Genomic DNA, 26,102 nt, shown 5'->3' with positions numbered 1-26,102 from the left:
CATGTCGCGTTATCTTGCTGCGGTAACCACCCTGCCGCCGAGCGGTCTCACCTCCCCGCGAGAGAAGCGATGCTCCAGGCCATCGGACTGACCAGCAACCCCCGTCGAGAATTCCCGCCCGCCGTGGACGATCTGACCTTCGAGGCGCGGCCCGGCTCTGTCACGGCGCTTCTCGGCGCCCCCGGCGCGGGTAAGACCACCACGCTCCGGCTGATGCTCGAACTCGAACCAGGCCGCGGCGTCACCTACTTCCGCGGTCGCCCCCTCCATCGAATCGCCCATCCCGCACGCGAGATCGGGGTGCTGCTCGGCGATGTGCCCGGCCATCCCGCACGTTCCGTCAAGGGCCAGCTCCGGATGCTCTGCGCCGCCGCGGGAGTGCCCGCCTCGCGCGTCGACGAACTCATCGATGTCGTCGGCCTCGGCGCTCTGCGCGACGAACGGCTCGGCTCGCTCTCACTCGGCATGGACCGCAGACTCGGGCTCGCCTCCGCGCTGTTGGGGGACCCGCACACCCTGCTGCTCGACGCGCCGTCCGTCGATCTGTCAGCCCGCGAGAGCGGCTGGCTGTTCGGACTGCTGCGCGCGCACGCGGACCACGGAGGCACCGTCCTCTACACCACGCAGGACGCCAAAGAGGCCGCGCGCACCGCGGATCATGTCGTCACGATCGACGAGGGCCGGCTCGTCGCCGACCAGGACGCGGCCTCCTTCGCCCGAACCCGGCTGCGTCCCCGCGTCGCCGTCAGGACCCCGCACGCCGCACGTCTCGCCGACGCGCTCAGCCGTGAGGCCCGCGCGGGCCGGCGCTCCGTCGAGGTGGTCTCCGAGCCCGGTGTGGGAAGTCTGCTCACCGTCTACGGCAGCAGCTGCCCGGAGATCGGTGAGACCGCCTTCCGTAACGGCGTCCTTGTCCATCAGCTCGCCGACGAGGTCGGCGACACGGGTCCCATGCCGGTCTCCGTGCCCCTTCCCGTACCGGTACTCCTGCCCGTGCCCGCGCCTGCCCCCGCCTGCGACCCCGCCCGCGATCCCGATGACGCGTACGGCTACGACGACGGCCTCGACGGCGGCTACACGGACGGCGAGGCTCCGGATCACGACCGCGGTCCGCTCCCGGCGCCGCTGCCGCCGGGGCCGGCCCGCAGTCCTCTCCGGCCGCTGCGCTACGAACTCCGCCGTATGTTCGGGATCCGTACCACGGCGGTGATCGCCCTCGCCGCCCTCGTCGCGTCCGTGGCCCTCGCCGTGCCGCTCGCCCGCACCGGCAGGACTCCGCTCCCCGGTCTGCTCAGCGCCTGGCCCGCGCTCCTTCCCCTGCCGCCCGCGGCACTCGGCGCCGGGCTGCTCGGCGCGTATTCGTTCGGCGACGAGTTCCGCTACCCCGCGCTCGCCGGTGCGCTGGGCACCGTCCCGCGCCGCCTCGGCCTGCTCGTCGCCAAGCTCGTCGTGACAGCCGCGGCGTCGCTGGCGCTCGCGGCGCTGACCGTGGCCGTAGACGCCGGGGTGCTGCGCCTGGTGTACGGCGCAGATGCCGTGCCCGTGCCGGGCAACTGGTTCGCGCTGAGCGCCGGTTGGGCCGGACTGACCGTCGGCTGCGCCTGGGCGGGGCTGCTGGCGGCCGGGGTCTTCCGGGTCACCGCCGCCGGGGCGGCCGCGGTCGTCGCCGTACCGACCCTGGTCGTACCGCTGCTCCAGCGGGCGCTGGTCGGTCCGTCCGCGCGTTCGGTCGTCGGACTCCCGGGCCGGTTGCGCGAGCTGGCCTGGCTGGACTGGCCCCGTCAGGTCGACCACTGGCTGATGGCCACGTTCCGGCTCGTCGCCCAACCGGTCGCCGCCGCCCTGATGTTGTCGCTCTCGGCCCTGCTCTGCGCATATCTGCTCACCGGCCTTCGCCGTAGGGCCCGTTGGTGACCGCGCGACGACCGGACCGTTTCGCGGTGTTCGCAACTCCCCTGATAACGCCCACTTCTTTCCGATAAGGCGTCAATCGAAGGGCGGGCGCCGATCACCCTTTCGTGTGCTTTTCACCAAAGACCTCAAGGGTCGCGGGAGCAACGCCGACAAAGGATGCGTGAGTACCCTTGCGCACACCATGATGACCGCCGCCCGTTCCGTCGAGTCCGGCCTCGCCGAGCCGGGTGAACTCGACCGCTACCCCTTCGCGGAGGCGCCCGGCGCCGACCGCGTCGCCGCCCCCGTCTGGGACGGCGCAGACACCGACTTGGGCCGGGTGGGACGACGTACGACGAGCAGCCGAGGCCGCGGACTGCACGGCCAACTCGTCCAGCAGCTCGGCCAGATGATCGTCTCCGGTGATCTGGGCGCCGACCGGCCGCTCGTACCCGAGGAGATCGGCCAGCGCTTCGAGGTCTCCCGCACCGTGGTGCGGGAGTCGCTGCGCGTGCTGGAGGCCAAGGGCCTGGTGAGCGCCCGGCCCAATGTCGGTACCCGTGTCCGTCCGGTGAGCGACTGGAATCTGCTCGACCCCGACATCATCGAATGGCGGGCTTTCGGGCCGCAGCGCGACGATCAGCGCCGCGAGCTGAGTGAGCTGCGCTGGACGATCGAGCCCCTCGCCGCGCGGCTGGCGGCCGGCCATGGCCGGGCGGATGTCCAGCAGCGGCTCAGCGACATGGTGGGGATCATGAGCCACGCCCTCGCGCAGGGTGATTCGATCACCTTTTCGCGTGCGGACGCCGAATATCACTCGCTGCTGATCCAGCTCGCCGGCAACCGCATGCTGGAGCACCTCTCGGGGATCGTCTCGGCGGCCCTCCAGGTCTCCGGCGGCCCGGTCACCGGATGTGACCGGCCCACCGAGGCGTCGCTCTCCCATCACGCGCGGATCGTCGATGCCCTCGCCGCCGGTGACGCGCACGCCGCCGAATCGGCCATGCGCCAACTGCTCACCGTCCAGCCTGAAGTGGAGCGAGTCGTTCCGGCGCCGCGCGAGCACTGAGCGCCGCCGAGGGGCGGGCGTACGGGGAAGTACGCGTCGTGTGTCGCCGGACCCCGGGGGTCCGGCGACGCGATTGTGGGGTCCTAAATCCGCCTTCTGGTTATTTTGTCGCAAATGGAGTGTGACTCGGGCCACGTGGAATGGGCGTAACACTCCTGGAGACAGCGCGATGACCTAAGAGGTGACAGCCGAGGAGGGAATACGTCCGCCACGCGTGGCGCTGTATTCACCCCTGAGGCCCAAGCCCGCGCCGTCGGCACATCCCCAGCCGACGGTCGTCGGCTCCGGTCCGATCCTGGGCGGGGCCGGAAGCCGTTTCCATCGTTCCGAGAGGTTGTTCGTGTCGGCCAGCACATCCCGTACGCTCCCGCCGGAGATCGCCGAGTCCGAGTCTGTGATGGCGCTCATCGAGCGGGGAAAGGCTGATGGGCAGATCGCCGGCGATGACGTGCGTCGGGCCTTCGAGGCCGACCAGATTCCGCCAACCCAGTGGAAGAATGTTCTGCGCAGCCTCAACCAGATCCTCGAGGAAGAGGGTGTGACGCTGATGGTCAGTGCCGCGGAGTCGCCGAAGCGCACCCGCAAGAGCGTCGCAGCGAAGAGCCCGGTCAAGCGCACCGCCACCAAGACCGTCGCGGCCAAGACGACCACGACGAAGACTGTCGCGGCCGCCACCTCGGCTCCGGCGGCAGAGATCGTGGAAGCCACGGCCGACGAGGCCGGCGCCCCCGCCAAGAAGGCGGCCGCGAAGAAGACCGTGGCCAAGAAGGCCACGGTCAAGAAGACCGCCGCGAAGAAGACGACGGCCAAGAAGGCCGTCGGCAAGAAGGACTCCGACGAGGCCGCCGAGGGCGAAGAGCCCACCGATGAGGTGCAGGCGGGCAAGGGCGAGGAGGAGGAGACCGAGGGCGAGAACAAGGGCTTCGTACTCTCCGACGACGACGAGGACGACGCGCCTGCCCAGCAGGTCGCCGTCGCCGGTGCCACCGCCGACCCGGTCAAGGACTATCTGAAGCAGATCGGCAAGGTCCCGCTCCTCAACGCGGAGCAGGAGGTCGAGCTGGCCAAGCGCATCGAGGCGGGTCTCTTCGCCGAGGACAAGCTGGCCAACTCCGACAAGCTCGCGCCGAAGCTCAAGCGCGAGCTGGAGATCATCGCCGAGGACGGCCGCCGGGCCAAGAACCACCTGCTGGAGGCCAACCTCCGACTGGTGGTCTCGCTGGCCAAGCGCTACACCGGCCGCGGCATGCTCTTCCTGGACCTGATCCAGGAGGGCAACCTCGGTCTGATCCGCGCGGTCGAGAAGTTCGACTACACCAAGGGCTACAAGTTCTCCACGTACGCCACCTGGTGGATCCGGCAGGCGATCACCCGCGCCATGGCCGACCAGGCCCGCACCATCCGTATCCCGGTGCACATGGTCGAGGTCATCAACAAGCTCGCGCGGGTGCAGCGCCAGATGCTCCAGGACCTGGGCCGCGAGCCCACCCCGGAGGAGCTGGCCAAGGAACTCGACATGACCCCCGAGAAGGTCATCGAGGTCCAGAAGTACGGCCGTGAGCCGATCTCGCTGCACACTCCGCTGGGCGAGGACGGCGACAGCGAGTTCGGAGACCTCATCGAGGACTCCGAGGCGGTCGTCCCGGCCGACGCCGTGAGCTTCACGCTCCTCCAGGAGCAGCTGCACTCGGTGCTCGACACGCTCTCCGAGCGTGAGGCGGGCGTGGTCTCCATGCGCTTCGGTCTCACGGACGGCCAGCCCAAGACGCTGGACGAGATCGGCAAGGTCTACGGCGTGACGCGCGAGCGCATCCGTCAGATCGAGTCCAAGACGATGTCGAAGCTGCGCCACCCCTCGCGTTCGCAGGTTCTGCGCGACTATCTGGACTAGTCGCTGAGCCCCAGGGGGCGCGCGAAGCACAAGTGAAGGCCCGGATGCCACCGAGGATCCGGGCCTTCGCGTCGTGCGCGGGGGTGCGAGACTCGACCGGTGGGATGACTCTGGGTAGATCGGAGTCCACCGGAGAGTCAGGAGACTGTATGCGTCGTTCCGTTGCCCGAGTGCTGACCGGAGGACTGGCCGTGATCACCACCGGGGCGGTGCTGCCACTCGCCGCGGCTGTCCCCGCCGCTGCCGAACGGGTGATCGTCGGAGGTCAGGAGGTACGGATCGCCGACAGTCCATGGGTCGTGGCCCTGTCCAGTCGTGACCGTTTCGGGGGTACGCGTGCGGGCCAGTTCTGCGGAGGTGTGGTGGTGGCGCCGACGAAAGTGCTGACCGCCGCCCACTGTGTGGGCAGGGACGTCCTCGGGGCGGCCCCGAAGGACGTGCCGGACCTCCGCGTCATCGCGGGCCGTGAACGGCTGCGCGGCTCCGGCGGGCGTGAGGTCCCCGTACGGTCCGTCCAGGTGGATCCGGCGTACGAGCCGCGTACCAACGCGTCGGACCTCGCCGTACTGACCCTCGCGCGCGCACTGCCCGCGGAGTACGCGATCCGGCCGGCGGAGCCGGGGGACACCGCCGCGGCGCCGGGCACCGACGCGGTGGTCTACGGCTGGGGTGATACCTCGGGTGACGCCGACTACGCGCAGGCGCTGCGCTCCGCGCGTGTGAAGGTGCTGCCGGACTCAAGCTGCGAGCGGGCGTACCCGGGCGGCTCAGGGGACCGTTACGAGCCTTCCACGATGCTCTGTGCGGGCGATCCCCAGGGCGGGCATGACGCGTGCCAGGGGGACAGCGGCGGGCCGCTGGTGGCCCAGGGACGGCTTATCGGGCTCGTCTCCTGGGGGAGCGGCTGCGGGCGGGCCGACAGTCCAGGTGTCTACACCCGGATCACCACCGGTGCGCGGGCCGTCGCCGACGCGGTGGGAGCGCGGGCCTCGCGGTGATCGGCGTCGGGTCCCACGCTGACGCGGGGTGTCCGGGGGTCCCACGCCGGCGTGCGGTCTTCACGTCGAACGGTACGGCCACGACGACCAGAACGGGCGGTCACTCCCCGGTACGGGGGTGGCCGCCCGTCGGCCGGCTCGGACCGGCCCTTGGCTCGTCGTGGATGCGAGGTGTCAGCGTTCCTCTTCACCGCCGCCGGCCGGTACGGCCGTCAGTCGGTCGGTCTCATCCTGTATTTCCGCGGCGATCTTCTTGAGTTCCGGCTCGAACTTGCGTCCGTGATGGGCGCAGAAGAGCAGTTCACCACCGCTGGACAGGAGGACGCGCAGATAGGCCTGGGCGCCGCACCGGTCGCAGCGATCAGCCGCGGTCAGCGGGCTCGCGGGGGTCAGAACAGTAGTCACGTCGCCTCTTCTCTAGCTCGACGAGCTGTCGTACCAGGGTCAACATCCAACCAGGCCGAAAACGTTCCCGCTCTCGGCTTTTCCTCGAAAATTTCTTCCGTTGTGGCTGACTGCTGACGATTGGCGGCGAATGGGCCGTATTGCTCGCGGGGCTTCGCACTACGGGTTTCGCTTGCTTGACGTTGCTTGTCAGGGTGATCGCCCTCGCCGGCCGGCTTGCCGGTTGTTGATGAGGACGTGCCCGGAGCCTAAATGGTTCATGCCTGGAAGGGAACGTGATGTGTGCTTCACTCCATCGAAGGATCGAACACCTATGCGACCTTGGACTAGCATGAGAATTCGCGAGGGTGGCGTGACAACGGCTCTACCAGGCCTCTGTACCCTCTGACCGGTGACAGACGCCGGGCCTTTACCCCACAGGGGCCCATCTCAAATTCAGCGAGGAGCGAACCGCGTGACCGCCGATACGTCCGTGCCGTCCACTGCGCTGCTGACAGCAGACCGTGACGGCTCCAACTACACCGCGCGGCACCTGCTCGTCCTTGAAGGGCTCGAAGCGGTCCGCAAACGTCCCGGAATGTATATCGGCTCGACCGACAGCCGCGGCCTGATGCACTGCCTCTGGGAGATCATCGACAACTCGGTCGACGAGGCCCTGGGGGGCTACTGCGACCACATCGAGGTGATCCTCCACGAGGACGGCTCGGTCGAGGTCAAGGACAACGGCCGCGGTATCCCCGTCGATGTCGAGCCCAAGACCGGTCTCTCCGGCATCGAGGTCGTGATGACCAAGCTGCACGCCGGCGGAAAGTTCGGCGGCGGCTCGTACGCCGCCTCGGGTGGTCTGCACGGGGTCGGTGCCTCCGTCGTCAACGCCCTCTCCGCCCGGCTGGACGTCGAGGTGGATCGCAACAGCGCCACGCACTCGATCAGCTTCCGCCGCGGTGTCCCCGGAATGTTCACCGAGCAGGGCCCCGACAGCCCCTTCGATCCCGCGAACGGGCTCCGCAAGGGCAAGCGGGTGCCCAAGACCCGTACCGGCACGCGCGTGCGCTACTGGGCCGACCGGCAGATCTTCCTCAAGGACGCCAAGCTCTCCCTGGACACGCTCCACCAGCGTGCCCGGCAGACCGCCTTCCTGGTCCCCGGACTGACCATCGTCGTCAGGGACGAGCGGGGTCTGGGCGACAGCGAGGACGGCGGCGCGAGCGAGGAGACGTTCCGGTTCGACGGCGGAATCAGTGAGTTCTGTGAATATCTCGCGCAGGACAAGGCCGTCTGCGATGTGCTGCGGCTGACCGGACAGGGCACCTTCAAGGAGACCGTGCCGGTCCTGGACGACCGCGGGCACATGACCCCCACGGAGGTCACCCGCGAGCTGGGCGTCGATGTCGCCCTGCGCTGGGGCACCGGATACGACACGATCGTCAAGTCGTTCGTGAACATCATCGCCACCCCCAAGGGCGGCACGCATGTGAGCGGTTTCGAGCGATCTCTGACCAAAACGGTCAATGAGGCCCTGCGCTCGGCGAAGATGCTGCGCGTCGCGGAGGACGACGTCGTCAAGGACGACGCCCTGGAGGGCCTGACGGCCGTGGTCACGGTACGGCTCGCCGAGCCGCAGTTCGAGGGCCAGACCAAGGAGGTCCTCGGTACGTCCGCGGCCAACCGCATCGTCGCCAATGTCATCGCCAAGGAGCTCAAGGCGTTCCTGACCTCGACGAAGCGCGACGCCAAGGCGCAGGCCCGCGCCGTGCTGGAGAAGGCCGTCGCCGCCGCCCGTACGCGGATCGCGGCGCGTCAGCACAAGGAGGCGCAGCGCAGGAAGACGGCGCTGGAGTCCTCCTCGCTGCCGGCCAAGCTCGCCGACTGCCGCAGTGACGACGTGGACCGCAGCGAGCTGTTCATCGTGGAGGGCGACTCCGCGCTCGGTACGGCCAAGCTGGCCAGGAACAGCGAGTTCCAGGCGCTGCTGCCGATCCGGGGCAAGATCCTCAATGTCCAGAAGTCATCCGTCTCGGACATGCTCAAGAACGCCGAGTGCGGGGCGATCATCCAGGTCATAGGGGCGGGCTCGGGCCGGACCTTCGACATCGACGCGGCCCGTTACGGCAAGATCGTGTTGCTGGTCGACGCCGATGTCGACGGCGCCCATATCCGCTGTCTGCTGCTCACGCTCTTCCAGCGCTACATGCGGCCGATGGTGGAGGCGGGCCGGGTCTTCGCCGCCGTGCCGCCGCTGCACCGGATCGAGCTGGTCCAGCCCAAGAAGGGCCAGGACAAGTATGTCTACACGTACTCGGACAACGAGCTGCGGCAGACGCTGCTGGAGTTCCAGCGCAAGAACGTGCGCTTCAAGGACTCCATCCAGCGCTACAAGGGCCTTGGCGAGATGGACGCCGATCAGCTGGCGGAGACCACGATGGACCCCCGCCACCGCACCCTGCGGCGGATCAACATCGGGGACCTGGAGTCGTCCGAGCAGATCTTCGATCTGCTGATGGGCAATGAGGTGGCTCCCCGCAAGGAGTTCATCACCAGCTCCGCGGCGACGCTGGACCGCTCGCGCATCGATGCCTGAGGCGGCGGCCGGGGCATCCGGGACCATGGCCTCCACCCACGGGTGGAGGCCGCGCCTCCACCTCTGATCAACCCGGGCGCCGATGCTGTGACCTGGTGTTTCTCCGTAGCGTCGAAGTCGTTGAACTTCTTCGTCCCCGGAGGCCCGGATGTCCTCGCTCCTCAATGTGCTGGTGGCCGTCGTGGTGGTCGCCCTGATCGCCGCCCGCCAGCTCAAGCCCCAGCGGGTCTCCGTCGACGGGCATCGCCCGCTGGTGCTGCCCGTCATCCTGGTCGTGGTCGCGCTGCGTGAGCCCGGTCTCCTCGACCCCCGGGAACCGTCGCTGTCGGCGCTGCTGCTCGGCGCCGAGGTGGTCGTGGGGCTGCTGATGGGCTACGGCTGGGCCCGGACCAGCCGGATCTGGACCGAGCGGGACGGTTCGGTGTGGTCGAAGGGTACGCGGGCGACCGCCGGGGTCTGGGTCGCGGGAATCGCCCTGCGGCTGGGGCTCATGGGCGTCGGCTCGCTGATCGGCGTCCACCAGGGCAGCGGAGCGTTGCTGCTCGCGCTCGCCGCCTCGGTGCTGGTCCGCCGGGGGCTGCTGGTGTGGTGGGCCCGCGCCGGCCGGCCGTCGTACCGTGACGACGTAGCCGCCGCAGCGTGGAAGGACCGTGTGTGACCCCCCAGGCCTGGAGGAGCTGGCCCTCCCGGGAGGCGCTCTCCCGGGAGGGCCGCAGCGTTGCCCGGACACGGCTGAGCCGCGGCGTACGCCTGCTGGCCCTCGGCACCCTGCTGTGGTCCACCTTCAGCCAGCGTCATGTGGCGGGCTGGGCGGCGGTCGCGGCTGTCGCCGGGGTGCTGCTCACCGGGTTTCTCGTCTGGTCCTTCTACCACACCACGCTGCGCAACGATCTCTGGCCGTCGGTCGGGACGCTCGTCGTGCTGATGGGCGGGGCGGTCGTCGCGCGGCACGGCGGGTTCGAGATCCCGGCCACCGTTCTCTGGTGCGGCTGCGCGGTCGTGGCGATGGAACGGCTGCCGCTCGTCGCCGCGCTGCCCACCACCCTCCTCGCCCTCGGCGGGTTCGCGGCGTACAACCAGGACAGCTGGCTCACCACCACGATCACCACCGCCGGGCTGCTCCTGGCCGGGTATGTACTGCGGCTCGACGCGGAGGCACGCGGCAACGCCCAGCGGCTGCTGGCCCAGGAACGCGCCGCCCTCGCCGCCGAGGCGGAGTCGGCCGCCCTCGTGGAACGCGCCAGGATCGCCCGGGACATCCATGACGTCCTGGCGCACAGCCTCTCGGCGCAGCTCGTCCATCTGGAGGCGGCGCGGCTGCGGATCGAGCGCGAGCCGCACAGCCCGTTCCGCGACCAGATCCTGGAACGGGTCGTCGCCGCCCGCTCCATGGCGCGCGAAGGGCTCGCCGAGACCCGTCAGGCGCTCTCCGCGCTGCGCGGCGACATGCCGCCCCTCGGCGACTATCTGCGTGAACTGGCCGCGATGGACGGCGCCGAGGTCGAGATCGGGGGCGAGCCCCGGCCGCTGCCCGCCGAGGCGTCCCAGACGGTGCGCCGGGTCGTGCAGGAGGCGCTGACCAACGTACGGAAACACGCCCCGGGCGCCCGCGTGCTGATCCGGCTCACATACGGCGCGGACGAGGTGACGCTGGATGTACGGGACTCCGGCGGGAACGGCGCGGCCCCGGCCGGACTGGGCGCCTCGGGCTCCGGGTACGGTCTGCTGGGGATGAGGGAGCGCGCCGAACTGCTCGGCGGCACTCTGGAGGCCGGTCCGGGAGGTCCGGAGGATCCGGGCGAGAAGGGTTTCACCGTGCGTTTGCGAGTGCCCGCGTGACGGCGAGGTTGATCGTCGCCGACGACCAGGCCGTGGTGCGCGAGGGGATCGTGATGCTGCTCGGGCTGCTGCCGGGCATCGAGGTCGTCGGCGCCGCGAGGGACGGCGATGAGGCCGTGGCGCTCGTCGCCGAACTCGCCCCCGATGTGGTCCTGATGGATCTGCGGATGCCGCGCTGCGACGGCGTGGAGGCCACCCGCCGTATCCGCGCGGAGCACCCGGGCACGCAGGTCGTGGTGCTCACGACGTATGCCGACGACGATTCGCTCTTCGCCGCGCTCCGGGCCGGTGCCCGCGGCTATCTCACCAAGGACGCGGGGGGCGAGGAGATCGTCCGGGCCGTCGACGACGTACTGGCGGGACAGGCCGGACTGGCGCCCGCCGTACAGCGCCGACTGCTGGAGCGGGTCACGGACCCGCCCGCCGATCCCGCCCCGGCGGAGCTGCCCGACGGGCTCACCGCCCGCGAGGCGGAGGTGCTCTCGCTGGTCGCCGAGGGGCTCTCCAACAAGGAGATCGCACAGCGGCTGCATATCGGGACGGCCACGGTGAAGACCCATATCAACAACCTCTTCGCCAAGACCGGTGTGCGTGATCGCGCACAGGCCGTGCGCTACGCCTATCAGCGCGGGCTCATCCCGCCACCCGGGACAACCATCACCTGATGGAGTGAAGCCCCGGGGGAGAGGAGTCCGGGACCTCCCCGCTCCGTCCACTCTTCTCGCACGCGGCCGACTGGTGCGGTACGGGCGGCTCAGGCCGGGGACACGGGCCGGGAAACGGACTCGTCAGCCGCTCGACGCCCAGGCGTAGCGGTGCTCCGGGCGCCCTGTCTCCCCGTACCGCAGCGTGAGCCGTACCCGCCCGGCCCGCTCCAGCAGCTTGAGATAGCGCTGCGCGGTCTGCCGGCTCATCCCCGCGCGCTCCGCGATCTCCTGCGCGGAGAGCGGTCCGTCGGCGCCCATCAGCACTTTGCGCACCACCTCGGCGGTGGTGGGGGAGTGGCCCTTGGGGAGGGCGGGGGCGCTCGCGGCGGAGAGGGCCCCGAACATCCGGTCCACCTCCGACTGTTCCGCCTCGCCGCCGCCCTCCAGGGTGCGGCGCAGCGTCGCGTACGCCTCCAGCTTGGCCCGTAGCCCGGCGAAGTTGAATGGTTTGACCAGGTACTGGAGCGCGCCGTGGCGCATCGCGGACTGGACGGTGGCGACATCGCGCGCCGCCGTCACCATGATCACGTCGGTCTGATGGCCGAGCCGCCGCAACTCCCGCACCACGGTGAGCCCGTTCTCGTCCGGGAGGTAGTGGTCGAGCAGGATGAGATCGACGGGGTGTTCGGCGATCCGGCCCAGCGCCTCGGCCGCGGTGTGGGCCTGGGCCACCACCCGGAAGCCCGCGACCTTGGCCACATAGGCCGTATTGATCTGCGCGACCCGGACGTCGTCGTCCACGACCAGTACGTCGATCATCGCGTCTCCCCTGCCGTGGCCTGCTCGCGGGCCGCTCCGGGTGACTCCCCGCCGCCGGTGGCCCCGTCGCGCTCCATGCTCCCGCCGGGTTCCGCCTCCGTCAGCGCCTCCGGCAGGACGACCGTGAACTGAGCGCCGCCGTGCGCCCCCGCGCCGACCCGCGCGCTTCCGCCCTGCCGCTCGGCGAGTCTGCGCACCAGGGCGAGCCCGAGGCCGCGTTTGCCGTGAGCCGGTGGTTCCTTGGTCGACCAGCCCTCGGAGAAGACCAGTTCACGCTGGTCGGACGAGACACCGGGGCCGCTGTCGGAGATCACGAGAACGACCGTACGGCCTTCGGCGCGCAGCTCCACCTCGATCCGCGGGTCCTCGGAGCCGGCCGCCGCGTCGAGCGCGTTGTCGACGAGGTTGCCGACGACCGTGACGAGACCCTGCGGATCGATCAGCCGGTCCGGCAGCAGCGTGCCGGGGGAGAGCCGCAGCGAGACGCCACGCTCCGCCGCGACCGTGGCCTTGCCGACCAGCAGCGCGGCCGGCAGCGGATCGTGGATCCGCTCGGTGATCTGCTCGGCGGTGGCCCGGTGCACTCCGACGACCTCGGTGACGAACTCCACCGCCTCCTCGTGCATCTCCAGCTCCAGCAACCCCAACAGCGTATGCATCCGGTTCGCGTGTTCGTGGTCCTGGGCGCGCAGGGCGTCGATCAGCCCCTTGGTGGCGTCCAGCTCCCGGCCGAGCCGCTCCAGCTCCGTTCGGTCGCGGAGGGTCACCACGGCGCCTCCGTCGTCGGTGGACATCCGGTTGGCGACCAGAACGCGGCTGCCCTGGACGGCCAGCAGATCCTCGCCCACCACCCGCCCCGCCAGCACCTCGGTGGTGCGTCCCGCACCGAGCACAACCTCCAGCGGCCGTCCGATGGCGTCGGGGCCGAGCCCCAGCAGCCGCTGCGCCTCGTCGTTGATCAGCCGGATCCTGCCGGTCCCGTCCAGCGCGACCACGCCTTCCCGCAGGCTGTGCAGCATGGCCTCGCGCTCGGTGAGCAGCGCCGAGATATCGGAGAAGGCCAGGTCATGGGTCTGCCGCTGGAGACGTCTGGAGATCAGATAGGCGGCGAGCGCCCCGGCGGCCAGCGCGCCGCCCGCGTACGCGAGCAGCCCGGGGATGGCGGCCAGGAACCGGTCGCGGACGCTGTCGTACGCGATTCCGACCGAGACGGCCCCGACGATCCGCCCGCTCTCGTCCCGCAGCGGCGCCTTGCCCCGCGCGGACCGGCCGAGCGTGCCGCTGTCCAGCTCCATGACCTCCTTGCCCGCGAGCGCGTCGCTGGGATCGGTGGAGACCACCCTGCCGATCTGGTCGAGGTCGGTGTGCGACCAGCGCACCCCGCGTGTGTCCATGACCACCACATATTCGGCGCCGGTGGACTGTCTGATGCGCTCGGCCTCGGCCTGTACGGGGCCACCGGCCGTGGGGTCGGTGGCCACGAGGTCGGCGGCCACCTCGGTGGAGGCCGTCGTCTCGGCGATCGCCAGCGCGCGGCGCATCGCCTGGTCGTCCAGTTCCGCGCTGAAGGGCGCGAGAAAGAGCCCCGTGGCCAGCACGGTGACGCCCGCGGCGATGGCGAGCTGCATCAACAGCACCTGCGAGAAGACCCGGCGTGGCCAGCCGAATCGCCGTCGTCTGCCCGCGGTGCTCAGTGCGGCGTTCATATGGACGAACGGTAGAGGGCCGGACGCTCTTTCCGAAACTTCCACATTGACGCAAATAGCTTGCAAGATTTGCGGTGTGCTTACGGTTACCTGCTGAGCGCCTGGAAACCGGTGTGGGTGACGCATTGGCGGCCAACCCGGCTGAGGAACCTGGGGATTTGGTTCTGTCCGGGCGGTGGACGACCTCGCATTTCTCTGCAACTCTCTGACCGCTAAACGCAAAAGACTCTGTTCAGCAGTGCAGAAACGCCTGTCCTACAGGTACGCAGCCAGAGCCGCGCCCTCGTCGCCCCCGCGCCGAGGCCGAAGATCGGGGATCCATGAGATCGCTACGCCGGAGATGGCGGGTCCTCTCCGCCGCCATAGCCACCAGTCTTTTGATGATCGGCTGGCCGTCGATGACCGCTGCGGCGGCCGATGGTCCCAATATCGCCGCGGGGCGGACCGCGGCGGCGAGCACGACATCGGGCGACGGGACCGCCCGGAACGTGACCGACGGGGATCAGTCCACGTACTGGGAGGGCGACGGCAAGAAGTTCCCCCAGTGGGTGCAGTCGGACCTGGGGTCGAGCAAGCGCGTCGACCAGGTGGTGCTGAAGCTCCCCGCGGGGTGGGAGTCCCGGAAGCAGACGCTCTCCCTCCAGGGCAGCGCGGACGGCACGAGCTTCTCGACGCTGAAGTCCTCCGCCACGTACACCTTCAGCAAGGGGGCGGGCAACAAGGTCACCGTGTCCTTCCCGGCCACCAAGGCACGCTTCGTACGGGCGAACATCACGGGCAACACGGCGGGGAAGAAGGCGCAGCTCTCCGAGCTTGAGGTGCACACCGCCGCCGCCGCGTCGGTCAATCTCGCCCTCGGCAGGACGCTCACCGCGAGCAGCTTCACCGAGGTCTACGCGCCGGGCAACGCCAATGACGGCAACAAGGCCAGCTACTGGGAGAGCAGGAACAACGCCTTCCCGCAGTGGATCCAGGCCGATCTCGGCTCCTCGGTCCGCGTCAACCAGGTCGTGCTGAAGCTGCCGGACGGCTGGGGCGCCAGGGACCAGACGCTGAAGATCCAGGGGAGCGAGAACAACTCCACCTTCTCGGATCTGACGGCGTCCAAGGCGTACACCTTCAACGCCGCGGGCGGCCAGGCGGTGACGATCCCCTTCGACGCCGTCACCACGCGCTATGTCCGCGTGCTGATCACCGCCAATACCGTCCAGCCCGGCGGTCAGCTCTCCGAGCTGGAGATCTACGGTCCCGAGACCGGTGACACGCAGGCGCCCACCGCGCCCACGGAGCTGGCCTACACCGAACCGGCCACCGGTCAGATCAAGCTGACCTGGAAGGCGTCCACCGACAACACGGGCGTGACCGGCTACGACATCTACGCCAACAACGAGCTGCGCACCAGCGTCGCCGGCGATGTCACGACGTTCACCGACACCCAGCCCACCGGTACGACCGTCGCGTACTACGTACGGGCCAAGGACGCGGCCGGAAATATCTCGGGCAACAGCAACACCGTCACCCGCCAGGGCGACACCGGTGACACCCAGGCGCCCACCGTCCCCGCCAACCTCGCCTTCACCGAGCCGTCCTCCGGTCAGGTCAAGCTGACCTGGGGCGCCTCGACGGACAACACGGGCGTGACGGGGTACGAGATCTACGCCAACAACGTGCTGCGCCAGACCGTGGCCGGCGATGTCACCACGTACACGGACACCCAGCCCGCGGGGACGACCGTCTCGTACTACGTACGGGCCAGGGACGCGGCGGGCAACCGGTCCGGCAACAGCAACACGGTCACCAGGAACGGCAGCAGCGGCTCGGCGTCGAACCTCGCCGTCGGCAAGCCCATCAGCGCGTCCTCGGTGATCCACACCTTCGTCGCGGAGAACGCCAACGACAACAGCGTCACCACCTACTGGGAGGGGGCGGGCGGCAGCTACCCCAACACGCTCACCGTGAAACTGGGCGCCAACGCCGACACCCAGAGCGTGGTCGTCAAGCTCAATCCGGACAGCAGCTGGGGACCGCGGACCCAGAACATCCAGGTACTGGGGCGTGAGCAGAGCGCGTCGGGCCTCACCAGCCTGGTGGCCGCCAAGGACTACGCGTTCAGCCCGGCGACCGGCAACGCGGTGACCATCCCGGTCAGCGCGCGCGTCGCCGACGTCCAGCTGAAGTTCACCTCCAACACCGGCGCGGGCGCGGGACAGGTGGCGGAGTTCCAGGTGCTCGGCGACCCGGCGCCCAACCCCGACCTCCAGGTCACGGCGGTCAGCGCGGCCCCCGCCGCGCCGGTCGAGTCCGACCCGATCACCCTGTCGGCGACCGTACGCAACGCCGGAGCGGTCGCCGCGCCGGCCAGCACGGTCGATTTCCAGCTCGGCGGGAGCAAGGCGGGCAGCGCTTCGGTGGGCGCCCTGGCGGCCGGAGCCTCGGCCACCGTCACGGCGAACATCGGCCCGCGTGACGCCGGTTCGTACCAGCTCGGCGCGGTCGCCGACCCGGCCAACGCGGTCATCGAGCAGAACGAGACCAACAACTCCTACACCAGCCCCACCGCGCTGGTGGTGAGGCCGGTCTCCAGCTCGGACCTGGTCGCCGCGACCGTCTCCACCTCACCGTCCTCGCCCTCGGCCGGGGACACCGTCACCTTCTCGGTGGCGATCAAGAACCAGGGCACGGTGGCCTCCGCGGCCGGCGCCCATGGCATCACGCTCTCCCTGCTCGACTCCAAGGGCGCCACGGTCAAGACCCTGACGGGCGCGTACAACGGCACCATCGCGGCCGGGGCGACCACCGCGCCGGTGGGCCTCGGCACCTGGGCCGCGGCCAACGGCTCGTACTCGGTGAAGGTGGTACTCGCCGACGACGCCAACGAACTGCCGGTCAAGCGCGCGAACAACACCAGCACCCAGCCGCTGTTCGTCGGGCGCGGCGCCAACATGCCGTACGACATGTACGAGGCGGAGGACGCCACCACGGGCGGCGGCGCCCAGGTCGTCGGCCCGAACAGGACCATCGGTGATGTGGCGGGCGAGGCGTCGGGCCGTAAGGCCGTCACGCTCAACAACACCGGCAACTATGTCGAGTTCACCACCAGGGCCAGCACGAACACGCTGGTCACGCGGTTCTCGATACCGGACTCGGCGGGGGGCGGTGGCATCGACTCCACCCTGAACGTCTATGTCGACGGCACGTTCCTCAAGGCGATCGACCTCACCTCGAAGTACGCGTGGCTGTACGGAGCGGAGGCCGGCCCCGGCAACTCGCCGGGCTCCGGCGCCCCCCGGCACATCTACGACGAGGCGAACCTGATGCTGGGCAAGACCGTCCCGGCGGGCAGCAAGATCAGGCTCCAGAAGGACGCGGCCAACACCACCACGTACGCGATCGACTTCATCAACCTGGAGCAGGTCACGCAGATCGCCAACCCGGATCCGGCCACGTACACCGTCCCGGCCGGATTCACCCACCAGGACGTGCAGAACGCCCTGGACCGGGTCCGGATGGACACCACGGGGAAGCTGGTCGGTGTCTATCTGCCGCCCGGTGACTACCAGACGTCCAGCAAGTTCCAGGTGTACGGGAAGCCGGTGAAGGTCGTCGGCGCGGGCCCCTGGTTCACCCGGTTCTACGCCCCGGCGACGCAGACGAACACCGATGTCGGCTTCCGCGCGGAAGCCGCGGCGAAGGGCTCGTCCTTCACCGGCTTCGCGTACTTCGGCAACTACACCTCGCGTATCGACGGTCCCGGCAAGGTGTTCGACTTCTCGAATGTCTCCGACATCGTGATCGACAACATCTGGAACGAGCACATGGTCTGCCTCTACTGGGGCGCCAACACGGACAGCATCACGATCAAGAACTCCCGGATCCGCAACATGTTCGCCGATGGCATCAACATGACCAACGGCAGCACGGACAACCATGTCGTCAACAACGACGCGCGGGCCACGGGCGACGACAGCTTCGCGCTGTTCTCGGCGATCGACGCCGGGGGCGCGGACATGAAGAACAACCTCTACGAGAACCTGACCTCGACCCTCACCTGGCGGGCCGCGGGGGTGGCCGTGTACGGCGGCTACAACAACACCTTCCGCAACATCCATATCGCGGACACGCTCGTGTACTCGGGCATCACGGTCAGCTCGCTGGACTTCGGCTATCCGATGAACGGCTTCGGGACCGATCCGACGACGATCGAGAACGTGTCGATCGTCCGGGCCGGCGGCCACTTCTGGGGAGCGCAGACCTTCCCGGGGATCTGGCTGTTCTCGGCGTCCAAGGTCTTCCAGGGGATCCGGATCAACAATGTCGACATCGTCGATCCGACCTACAGCGGGATCATGTTCCAGACCAACTATGTGGGGGGTCAGCCGCAGTTCCCGATCAAGGACACCATCCTCAGCGACATCTCGATCTCCGGGGCCCGCAAGAGCGGTGACGCGTTCGACGCCAAGTCCGGCTTCGGACTGTGGGCCAACGAGATGCCGGAGGCGGGTCAGGGTCCGGCCGTCGGTGAGGTCACCTTCAACGGTCTGACGCTCAACAACAACGCCGTGGACGTGAAGAACACCACGCCCAACTTCAAGATCAATATCAACCCGTAGGAGGGGTCTCGGGGCCCCGATGGGCCGTAGTGTGGTGCCGACCGGTCGCTTCCGGTCGGCACCTCGCTTACCGGCCCCTTTACGCTCGAATTACGCTCTCAAGCAAGTAGCTTGCATACCTTGCGATAGTCTTGCGTGTATGACGCGACGACTTGCTCAGGTGGCGAAGAAGGTTGGGGTCAGTGAGGCCACGGTCAGCCGGGTGCTCAATGGCAAGCCCGGGGTCTCGGAGGCCACGCGCCAGTCGGTGCTGACCGCGCTGGACGTCCTGGGTTACGAGCGGCCGACGCAGCTGCGCGGCGAGCGCGCCCGACTCGTCGGTCTGGTGCTTCCGGAGTTGCAGAACCCCATCTTCCCGGCGTTCGCGGAAGTGATCGGCGGAGCCCTGGCGCAGCAAGGTCTGACGCCGGTGCTCTGCACCCAGACCAAGGGCGGCGTCTCCGAGGCGGACTATGTGGAACTGCTGCTTCAGCAGCAGGTGTCCGGGGTGGTCTTCGCCGGCGGGCTGTTCGCGCAGGCCGACGCCCCGCACGACCACTACCGGCTGCTCGCCGAGCGCAAGATCCCGGTCGTCCTGATCAACGCGCCCATCGAGAACCTCGACTTCCCCTGTATCTCCTGCGACGACGCGGTGGCGGTCGAGCAGGCCTATCGCCATCTCGCCTCGCTCGGCCACGAGCGCATCGGTCTCGTACTCGGTCCGGCCGACCATGTGCCCTCCCGGCGCAAGCTCGCCGCGGCGCTGGCGGCGGCGAAGGCCGCCCGGGTGAAGCTGCCCGACGAGTGCGTCGAGCGGGCCATGTTCTCGCTGGAGGGCGGGCACGCGGCGGCGTCGCGGCTGCTGGACCGCGGTGTCACGGGCATCATCTGCGCGAGTGACCCGCTGGCGCTGGGCGCGGTACGGGCCGCCCGCAGGCGCGGTCTCGACGTACCGCGCGAGGTGTCCGTCGTCGGCTTCGACGACTCCGCTTTCATGAACTGCACCGAGCCTCCGCTGACCACCGTCCGGCAGCCCATCGAGGCCATGGGGCGGGCGGCCGTGGAAATGCTGAGCGCCCAGATCCAGGGCGGCGCGGTGCCGCCGGGTGAGCTCCTGTTCGAGCCGGAACTGGTGGTACGCGGTTCCACGGCGCAGGCCCCGCGCGGCTGACCGGCGAACACGCCTGGATCCGGGCCCCGCACGCGAACGGCGTGCGGGGCCCGCCGTGTTGCCGGGCCCTTCCGCATACAGATGACCGGACATGCGCACCAACTGTCAAGTATTTGCGAAATCGGGGCGACATATTGCGGACATCCGTAGTTGGTGGTTGAGTGAGCGCCGCCACACAGCGAGCAGCTGTGGGTTTCCCACGCGCCTGCCCAAGAGGGGTCCCACCGATGAGACGTTCCGGGTTCCGCCGCACCTGCACCGCAGCCATAGCCTCCGCGCTCGCCCTCACTGGTCTGGCCGCGTGCGGCTCGGACGGCGAGGACACCGCCAGTGGCAAGACGAGCATCACCGTGAACTGCATGCCGCCGAAGAGCGCCAAGATCGACCGGCAGAACTTCGAGGACGACATCAAGACGTTCGAGAAGGCGAACCCGGACATCGACGTCGTCGGGCGCGACGCCTTCCCCTGCCAGGACCCGAAGACCTTCGACGCGAAGCTCGCGGGCGGTCAGATGGAGGACGTCTTCTACACGTACTTCACGGACGCCAAGCACGTCGTGGACATCAACCAGGCGGCGGACATCACCTCGTACGTCAAGGAGATGAAGGGGTACAGCGACATCCAGCAGTCGCTGCGTGATGTCTACACCGTCGACGGCAAGGTCTACGGCGTCCCGCGCACGAACTACTCGATGGGCCTCCTCTACAACAAGAAGCTCTTCCAGCAGGCCGGTCTCGACCCCAACAAGCCGCCGGCCAGCTGGGAAGAGGTCCGCGCCGCCGCCAAGAAGATCGCGGAGCTCGGCGAGGGCTATGTGGGATACGCCGACTACAGCGCGCAGAACCAGGGCGGCTGGCACTTCACCGCCGAGATCTACTCGCAGGGCGGCGACGTCGTCACGACGGACGGCAAGAAGGGGAGCGTCGACACCCCCGAGGGCAAGGCCGTCCTGCAGAACCTCAAGGACATGCGCTGGACCGACAACTCCATGGGGACCAAGCAGCTCCTGATCCTCAACGACGTCCAGCAGATGATGGGCTCAGGCAAGCTCGGTATGTACATCTCCGCGCCGGACAACGTGCCGATCCTGGTCAAGGAGAAGGGCGGCAAGTACGAGGACCTCGCGCTCGCCCCGATGCCCGGCGGCAAGGGCACGCTCATCGGCGGCGACGGCTACATGTTCAACAAGAAGGCCTCCCCCGAGCAGATCAGGGCCGGCCTGAAGTGGCTGGAGTTCCAGACGAACGCCCCCGGCACCGGGCTCAACAACTGGAAGCGCGCGGCCGATCTGAAGGCCCCGGTCGGACTCCCCGAGCCCCGGCTGTGGAGCGGCGCCACGGACGCCAAGGACCAGGAGCTGAAGAAGCAGTACGCCAACGTCCCGGTCGAGAACTACCAGGCGTTCCTGGACGGCAGCCAGCAGCTCACCGCGAAGCTGGAGCCCCCGAAGGCCCAGCAGATCTACTCGGTCCTCGACGGAGCGGTCTCCTCGGTCCTCACCAAGAAGGACGCCGACATCGACGGTCTCCTCAAGGACGCGCAGTCCAAGATCGACGGAATCCTGGCGCGAGGCTGACGCGTCGATGAAGACTGCCCAGGCCCCCCACCGGTCCGCCGCCGCGCCGCCCGCCGCTCCGGGGCCGCGCCCGGCGGGCCGCGCCGCCGCGGGACACCTCCGCCGCAAGCTGTCCCATCAGGCGCGCGCCTACGCGTTCCTGATCGGCGGCCTCGTCTGCTTCGCGCTGTTCTCCTGGTACCCGGCGATCCGCGCGGTGATCATCGCCTTCCAGAAGTACACCCCCGGGTCGGCTCCGGAATGGGTGGGGACCGCCAACTTCACCCATGTCTTCGACGACCCCGAGTTCGGGGCGGCCTGGCGCAACACCCTCACCTTCACCCTGCTCGCCCTGCTGATCGGGTTCGCGGTCCCGTTCGTGATGGCGCTCGTCCTCAATGAACTGCGCCACGCCAAGGCGTTCTTCCGCGTGGTCGTCTATCTCCCGGTGATGATCCCGCCGGTGGTCAGCGCCCTGCTGTGGAAGTGGTTCTACGATCCGGGCGCGGGTCTCGCCAACGAGGCGCTGCGCTTTCTCCATCTGCCCACCTCGAACTGGACCAACGGCGCGGACACCGCGCTCCTCTCCCTCGTCATCGTCGCGACCTGGGCGAACATGGGCGGCACGGTCCTGATCTATCTCGCCGCGCTCCAGGGGATCCCGGGGGAGCTGTACGAGGCGGCCGAGCTGGACGGCGCCAACATCTGGCAGCGCGTGCGCCATGTGACCGTCCCGCAGACCCGCTTCATCATCCTGATGCTGATGCTGCTCCAGATCATCGCGACGATGCAGGTGTTCACGGAGCCCTTTGTGATCACCGGCGGCGGGCCGGAGAACTCCACCGTCACGATCCTCTATCTCATCTACAAGTACGCCTTTCTCTACAACGACTTCGGCGGGGCCTGCGCCCTGAGCGTGATGCTGCTGATCGTGCTCAGCCTCTTCTCCGCCCTCTATCTGCGGCTCACCCGCACCGACGACTGAGAGAGGAGCGCGGCGCATGATCCGACGTACCTCGGCCGTACGCACCCCCGCTGTACGCACCCCCGCTGTACGCACCCCGGCCGTACGCACCCTCGTCTCGCCCCTCGCGCTCGCGAGCACCCGCGGCAGGACGCTCTACTGGATCGTCTTCTGCGGGGTCGTCCTCGCGTTCGTCCTGGCCTTCCTGTTCCCGGTGTACTGGATGGCCTCCGGGGCCATGAAGTCGCCGGACGAACTGGTGCGCACGCCGCCGACGCTGATCCCCGACGCCTGGCATCTCAGCGCGTACACCGATGCCTGGGACATGATGCAGCTCCCCACGCATCTGTGGAACACCGTGGTCCAGGCCGCCGGAGCCTGGATCCTCCAGATCGTCTTCTGTACGGCGGCGGCCTACGCCCTGTCCAAGCTGAAGCCGGCGTTCGGGAAGGTGATCCTGGGCGGCATCCTCGCCACCCTGATGGTCCCCGCCCAGGCGCTGCTCGTACCGAAGTACCTGACCATCGCCGATCTGCCGCTGATCCACACCAGCCTGCTCAACGACCCGCTGGGGATCTGGCTGCCGGCTGTGGCCAACGCGTTCAACCTCTATCTGCTGAAGCGCTTCTTCGACCAGATCCCGCGCGACGTGCTGGAGGCGGCGGAGATCGACGGTGCGGGAAAGCTCCGTACCCTCTGGTCGATCCTGCTGCCCATGTCACGGCCGGTGCTCGGCGTGGTCTCCATCTTCGCGCTGGTCGCCGTGTGGCAGGACTTCCTCTGGCCGCTGATGGTCTTCTCGGACACCGACAAACAACCCATCAGCGTCGCGCTGGTCCAGCTGTCGCAGAACATCCCGCTGTCGGTACTCATCGCCGCCATGGTGATCGCCAGTATCCCGATGGTCCTGATGTTCCTGGTGTTCCAGCGCCACATCATCGCCGGTATCAGCACCGGCAGCACCAAGGGCTGACCAGGACCCCCAGGGCCCAACATCGTGAAAGGAAGTCGTATGGAAGGCAGCCCTCTGGTGCCCGCCGACACGAATTGGTGGCGCGACGCCGCCATTTACCAGATCTACGTACGCAGCTTCGCCGACGGTGACGCGGACGGCACCGGAGATCTCGCGGGCGTACGGGCGAGGCTGCCGTATCTCGTGCGACTCGGGGTGGACGCCATCTGGTTCACCCCCTGGTACCTCTCCCCGCTCGCCGACGGTGGCTACGACGTCGCGGACTACCGCTCCATCGACCCCGCCTTCGGCACCCTCGCCGAGGCCGAGAAGCTCATCGCCGAGGCCCGGGAACTGGGGATCCGTACGATCATCGACGTCGTCCCCAACCATGTCTCCGACCAGCACGCCTGGTTCAAGGCCGCGCTGGCCGCCGGCTCCGGCAGCCCCGAGCGCGAGCTGTTCCACTTCAGACCCGGGCGCGGCGCGAACGGTGAGATCCCGCCCAACGACTGGATCTCCGAATTCGGCGGCACCCCCTGGACCCGGCTGGACGACGGCGAGTGGTATCTGCATCTCTTCGCCTCCGAGCAGCCCGACCTCAACTGGGCCCATCCCGCGGTGCGCCGGGAGCACGAGGACGTGCTGCGCTTCTGGTTCGACCGGGGCGTCGCCGGCGTACGGATCGACTCGGCCGCGCTGCTCGCCAAGGACCCGGCGCTGCCTGACTTCACCGCGGGCCGCGACCCGCATCCCTATGTCGACCTCGACGAACTGCACGACATCTACCGCTCCTGGCGCTCCATCGCCGATGAGTACGACGCCGTCTTCGTCGGCGAGGTCTGGCTGCCCGACACCGAGCGGTTCGTGCGCTATCTGCGCCCGGACGAACTGCACACGGCGTTCAACTTCAACTTCCTGGCCTGCCCCTGGGACGCGGACCTGCTGCGGACCGCGATCGACGAGACCGTCGCCGAGCACGCGCCCGTCGGCGCCCCGGCCACCTGGGTGCTCTGCAACCACGATGTGACCCGCACGGTCACCCGGTACGGACGGGAGTCCAGCGGCTTCGACTTCGCGGCCAAGGCCTTCGGCACCCCGACGGACACCGAACTCGGCACCCGCAGGGCGCGCGCCGCCGCGCTGCTCTCGCTGGCGCTCCCCGGCGCCGTCTATCTCTACCAGGGCGAGGAACTGGGGCTGCCCGAGGTGGAGATCCCGCGCGACCGGATCCAGGACCCGATGCACTTCCGCTCCGGCGGCACGGACCCGGGGCGCGACGGCTGCCGGGTACCGCTGCCCTGGACGGCGGACGCGCCCTACGCGGGGTTCGGCTCGGAGACCGAACCATGGCTGCCGCAGCCGGAGTCATGGGGCTCGTACGCCGCGGATCTCCAGGGGGCCGATCCGGCGTCGATGCTCACCCTCTACCGCGAGGCTCTGCGGCTGCGCCGTACGGAACCGGGCTTCGGGGACGGGCCGATGAGCTGGCTGGAGGCCGACGCCGGGGTGCTGTCCTTCGCCCGCACCGACGGTCTGGTCTGTGTCGTCAACCTCGCGGAGGAACCGGCGGAACTCCCCGCCCACACACGTGTCCTGCTCACCAGCGGCCCGCTGGACGGCGGGCGCCTCCCGCGGGACACGGCGGCCTGGCTGCGGAGCTGAGCCACCGGACGGGCAGGTCCGCGACGGGACCGCGGACCTGCCCGTCCGGGCAACCGCGACGGCCATGCCGTACGGCCCTCGTCCGCCCGGCCCGGATCCGCCCCGCTCAGGTCAGGTCCCGGGGCGGACGGGGGCCGTCGTACCGGCCGCTCGGCCGCATCCGCAGCGGCCGTTCGCCGTACTCCTCGATGGCGTGCGCGATCCACCCCGCCGTACGGGCCACCGCGAAGACCGTCTCGCCCGCCTCGGCCGGCATCCCGGCGCTCACCGACAGCGCCGCCAGCGCCAGATCGACATTGGCGTGCGGAATGACATGACGGGCGGTGGTCGCCTCCACCTCGCGCGCCGCCGCCAGCACGGGGCCCGCGCCCGGCAGTTCGGCCACGACGGTGAACAGCGCCTCGGCGCGCGGATCCCGCCCCGGATAGAGGCGGTGGCCCAGCCCCGGCACCCGGCGGCCGACCCGTAGATGGTCCGCCACCACGGCCGCCGCGCTGCCCCGCTCCAGCACGTCGGTCAGCATCCGGTGGGCGAGGCCGCTGGCCGCGCCGTGCAGCGGTCCCTCCAGCGCGCCGAGACCCGCCGACACCACGGCATACGGATGCGCGCGGGCGGACGCGGCGACCCGGACGGCGAGCGTGGAAGCCGCCAGATCATGGTCGATGAGCAGCGAAAGCGCCATGTCCAGGGCGCGTACACCCGCTTCACCCGGCTCGCGCGCGGTCAGCCGCGACCACAGCCGACGGGCCAGCAGACCGTCACCGTCCCGGGGCGGGCCGACCGGGGGAAGCGCGTCCACGAGCGTGGGGATGAGCGTACGGGCGGTGGCCAGCACCGCGTCCCGCGAGAGGTCGAAGCGCAGCGGATCGGCGATCGAGGCCGCGATGGCGGCCACGCGCAGGCGGTCCGTCGGGCCGCTGTGCGCGGGCAGGGCCCCGACCGCGCGCCGGGCGGCGGCAAGGGCCTCGGCGGGGGCGGTGAACCGTACCCCCGTCCGCATCGTGTCCGTCCAGAGCCAGTCGGCGATCTCCTCGTAGTGGAAGCGCCGCGCCAGCTCCGTCGCGTCCACCCCCCGGAAGTAGTAGCGGTCCGTGTCGATGAGCGTGATGCCGGTACGGATCTGGAAGGCGTCGCTGCCCGCCGACGGCTCGCGTCTGCCCTTGCGGACGAGCGCGTCGACCTCTCTGGCGTCGAAGGTGCTGCCGCGTCCCGCCGGGTCACGGCGGCTGGAGAGCTGGCCCCGACTGACATACGCGTAGACCGTCTCCGGCTTCACCCCGAGCCGCTCGGCCGCTTCCCGGGTGGTCAGCCGCTGTTCCTCGTCGTCCATGTCCTCACCGTACATGTGTTGATTCAA

The 26,102-nt window shown here is 69.4% G+C and carries 18 protein-coding genes; 14 read left to right on the top strand and 4 right to left on the bottom strand.

The window, feature by feature from the left end:
- The first annotated feature begins 69 nt into the window (after window positions 1-69).
- The 4 genes from ABTZ59_RS05090 to ABTZ59_RS05075 all read left to right on the top strand — a co-directional run bounded on the left by ABTZ59_RS05090 (window position 70) and on the right by ABTZ59_RS05075 (window position 5,851).
- Window positions 70-1,914, top strand: coding sequence for an ABC transporter ATP-binding protein (locus ABTZ59_RS05090; RefSeq protein ID WP_351390759.1), 1,845 nt, complete (start codon window positions 70-72; stop codon window positions 1,912-1,914).
- Window positions 1,915-2,074: 160 nt separating this feature from the next.
- Complete coding sequence (locus ABTZ59_RS05085) at window positions 2,075-2,962, top strand: FadR/GntR family transcriptional regulator (RefSeq protein WP_078490466.1); 888 nt, start codon at window positions 2,075-2,077, stop codon at window positions 2,960-2,962.
- 340 nt (window positions 2,963-3,302) lie between these two features.
- Window positions 3,303-4,853, top strand: a complete 1,551-nt coding sequence (locus tag ABTZ59_RS05080; protein WP_351390754.1) for an RNA polymerase sigma factor — start codon at window positions 3,303-3,305, stop codon at window positions 4,851-4,853.
- 149 nt (window positions 4,854-5,002) lie between these two features.
- Window positions 5,003-5,851 carry a S1 family serine peptidase gene (locus ABTZ59_RS05075; RefSeq protein ID WP_351390748.1) on the top strand — a complete coding sequence of 283 codons (849 nt, stop codon included), beginning with the start codon at window positions 5,003-5,005 and terminating at the stop codon, window positions 5,849-5,851.
- A gap of 174 nt (window positions 5,852-6,025) precedes the next feature.
- Here the strand turns inward: ABTZ59_RS05075 and ABTZ59_RS05070 are convergent, their stop codons facing one another.
- Entirely contained in the window at window positions 6,026-6,256 is a 231-nt protein-coding gene (locus tag ABTZ59_RS05070) for a DUF7455 domain-containing protein (RefSeq protein ID WP_114662714.1), read from the bottom strand.
- Window positions 6,257-6,710: 454 nt separating this feature from the next.
- Between ABTZ59_RS05070 and ABTZ59_RS05065 the strand changes: the two genes are divergently transcribed.
- The 4 genes from ABTZ59_RS05065 to ABTZ59_RS05050 all read left to right on the top strand — a co-directional run bounded on the left by ABTZ59_RS05065 (window position 6,711) and on the right by ABTZ59_RS05050 (window position 11,341).
- Entirely contained in the window at window positions 6,711-8,837 is a 2,127-nt protein-coding gene (locus tag ABTZ59_RS05065) for a DNA gyrase/topoisomerase IV subunit B (protein ID WP_351390744.1), read from the top strand.
- Window positions 8,838-8,985: 148 nt separating this feature from the next.
- Entirely contained in the window at window positions 8,986-9,495 is a 510-nt protein-coding gene (locus ABTZ59_RS05060) for a DUF1453 domain-containing protein (RefSeq protein WP_351390739.1), read from the top strand.
- Window positions 9,492-10,676: a sensor histidine kinase gene (locus ABTZ59_RS05055; protein ID WP_351390736.1), complete on the top strand. Its 1,185-nt coding sequence runs from the start codon at window positions 9,492-9,494 to the stop codon at window positions 10,674-10,676. Before ABTZ59_RS05060 ends, ABTZ59_RS05055 begins: the two co-directional genes overlap by 4 nt.
- Window positions 10,673-11,341, top strand: a complete 669-nt coding sequence (locus ABTZ59_RS05050; RefSeq protein ID WP_503002076.1) for a response regulator transcription factor — start codon at window positions 10,673-10,675, stop codon at window positions 11,339-11,341. The genes ABTZ59_RS05055 and ABTZ59_RS05050 overlap by 4 nt, the downstream gene beginning before the upstream one ends.
- Before the next feature lie 123 nt (window positions 11,342-11,464).
- On the opposite strand, the gene ABTZ59_RS05045 is transcribed toward ABTZ59_RS05050, so the two are convergent.
- On the bottom strand, window positions 11,465-12,142 hold the full coding sequence (locus ABTZ59_RS05045) for a DUF7342 family protein (RefSeq protein ID WP_351390733.1): 678 nt from the start codon (window positions 12,140-12,142) through the stop codon (window positions 11,465-11,467).
- A complete protein-coding gene (locus tag ABTZ59_RS05040) occupies window positions 12,139-13,848 on the bottom strand; it encodes a sensor histidine kinase (protein ID WP_351390730.1) in 1,710 nt (569 codons plus the stop codon). The genes ABTZ59_RS05045 and ABTZ59_RS05040 overlap by 4 nt, the downstream gene beginning before the upstream one ends.
- A 320-nt stretch (window positions 13,849-14,168) precedes the next feature.
- Between ABTZ59_RS05040 and ABTZ59_RS05035 the strand changes: the two genes are divergently transcribed.
- The 6 genes from ABTZ59_RS05035 (at window position 14,169) to ABTZ59_RS05010 (ending at window position 24,745) form a co-directional block, all read left to right on the top strand.
- Window positions 14,169-18,458 carry a galactose-binding domain-containing protein gene (locus ABTZ59_RS05035; RefSeq protein WP_351390728.1) on the top strand — a complete coding sequence of 1,430 codons (4,290 nt, stop codon included), beginning with the start codon at window positions 14,169-14,171 and terminating at the stop codon, window positions 18,456-18,458.
- A gap of 139 nt (window positions 18,459-18,597) precedes the next feature.
- Entirely contained in the window at window positions 18,598-19,608 is a 1,011-nt protein-coding gene (locus ABTZ59_RS05030) for a LacI family DNA-binding transcriptional regulator (protein WP_351390725.1), read from the top strand.
- Between the two features lie 227 nt (window positions 19,609-19,835).
- Window positions 19,836-21,185 carry an ABC transporter substrate-binding protein gene (locus ABTZ59_RS05025; protein ID WP_351390722.1) on the top strand — a complete coding sequence of 450 codons (1,350 nt, stop codon included), beginning with the start codon at window positions 19,836-19,838 and terminating at the stop codon, window positions 21,183-21,185.
- A gap of 7 nt (window positions 21,186-21,192) precedes the next feature.
- A complete protein-coding gene (locus ABTZ59_RS05020; protein ID WP_351390718.1) occupies window positions 21,193-22,149 on the top strand; it encodes a carbohydrate ABC transporter permease in 957 nt (318 codons plus the stop codon).
- 16 nt (window positions 22,150-22,165) lie between these two features.
- Window positions 22,166-23,101, top strand: coding sequence for a carbohydrate ABC transporter permease (locus tag ABTZ59_RS05015; protein ID WP_351390715.1), 936 nt, complete (start codon window positions 22,166-22,168; stop codon window positions 23,099-23,101).
- 39 nt (window positions 23,102-23,140) lie between these two features.
- Window positions 23,141-24,745 carry a glycoside hydrolase family 13 protein gene (locus ABTZ59_RS05010; protein WP_351390710.1) on the top strand — a complete coding sequence of 535 codons (1,605 nt, stop codon included), beginning with the start codon at window positions 23,141-23,143 and terminating at the stop codon, window positions 24,743-24,745.
- 106 nt (window positions 24,746-24,851) lie between these two features.
- Here ABTZ59_RS05010 and ABTZ59_RS05005 read toward each other — a convergent pair whose 3' ends face one another.
- A complete protein-coding gene (locus ABTZ59_RS05005) occupies window positions 24,852-26,075 on the bottom strand; it encodes a citrate synthase (protein ID WP_351390707.1) in 1,224 nt (407 codons plus the stop codon).
- Window positions 26,076-26,102 lie beyond the last annotated feature (27 nt).

It is taken from the genome of Streptomyces sp. NPDC094034, from assembly GCF_040303865.1.
Classification (GTDB): domain Bacteria; phylum Actinomycetota; class Actinomycetes; order Streptomycetales; family Streptomycetaceae; genus Streptomyces.
This window is presented reverse-complemented; position numbering and strand designations above follow the sequence as displayed.

What these genes read in the sequence shown, in the direction of transcription:
- ABTZ59_RS05090 (WP_351390759.1), top strand. Translation starts at nt 70, where the DNA reads ATGCTCCAGGCCATCGGACTGACCAGCAACCCCCGTCGAGAATTCCCG.
- ABTZ59_RS05075 (WP_351390748.1), top strand. Translation starts at nt 5,003, where the DNA reads ATGCGTCGTTCCGTTGCCCGAGTGCTGACCGGAGGACTGGCCGTGATC.
- ABTZ59_RS05060 (WP_351390739.1), top strand. Translation starts at nt 8,986, where the DNA reads ATGTCCTCGCTCCTCAATGTGCTGGTGGCCGTCGTGGTGGTCGCCCTG.
- ABTZ59_RS05045 (WP_351390733.1), bottom strand. Translation starts at nt 12,142, where the DNA reads ATGATCGACGTACTGGTCGTGGACGACGACGTCCGGGTCGCGCAGATC.
- ABTZ59_RS05040 (WP_351390730.1), bottom strand. Translation starts at nt 13,848, where the DNA reads ATGAACGCCGCACTGAGCACCGCGGGCAGACGACGGCGATTCGGCTGG.
- ABTZ59_RS05035 (WP_351390728.1), top strand. Translation starts at nt 14,169, where the DNA reads ATGAGATCGCTACGCCGGAGATGGCGGGTCCTCTCCGCCGCCATAGCC.
- ABTZ59_RS05030 (WP_351390725.1), top strand. Translation starts at nt 18,598, where the DNA reads ATGACGCGACGACTTGCTCAGGTGGCGAAGAAGGTTGGGGTCAGTGAG.
- ABTZ59_RS05025 (WP_351390722.1), top strand. Translation starts at nt 19,836, where the DNA reads ATGAGACGTTCCGGGTTCCGCCGCACCTGCACCGCAGCCATAGCCTCC.
- ABTZ59_RS05020 (WP_351390718.1), top strand. Translation starts at nt 21,193, where the DNA reads ATGAAGACTGCCCAGGCCCCCCACCGGTCCGCCGCCGCGCCGCCCGCC.
- ABTZ59_RS05015 (WP_351390715.1), top strand. Translation starts at nt 22,166, where the DNA reads ATGATCCGACGTACCTCGGCCGTACGCACCCCCGCTGTACGCACCCCC.
- ABTZ59_RS05010 (WP_351390710.1), top strand. Translation starts at nt 23,141, where the DNA reads ATGGAAGGCAGCCCTCTGGTGCCCGCCGACACGAATTGGTGGCGCGAC.
- ABTZ59_RS05005 (WP_351390707.1), bottom strand. Translation starts at nt 26,075, where the DNA reads ATGGACGACGAGGAACAGCGGCTGACCACCCGGGAAGCGGCCGAGCGG.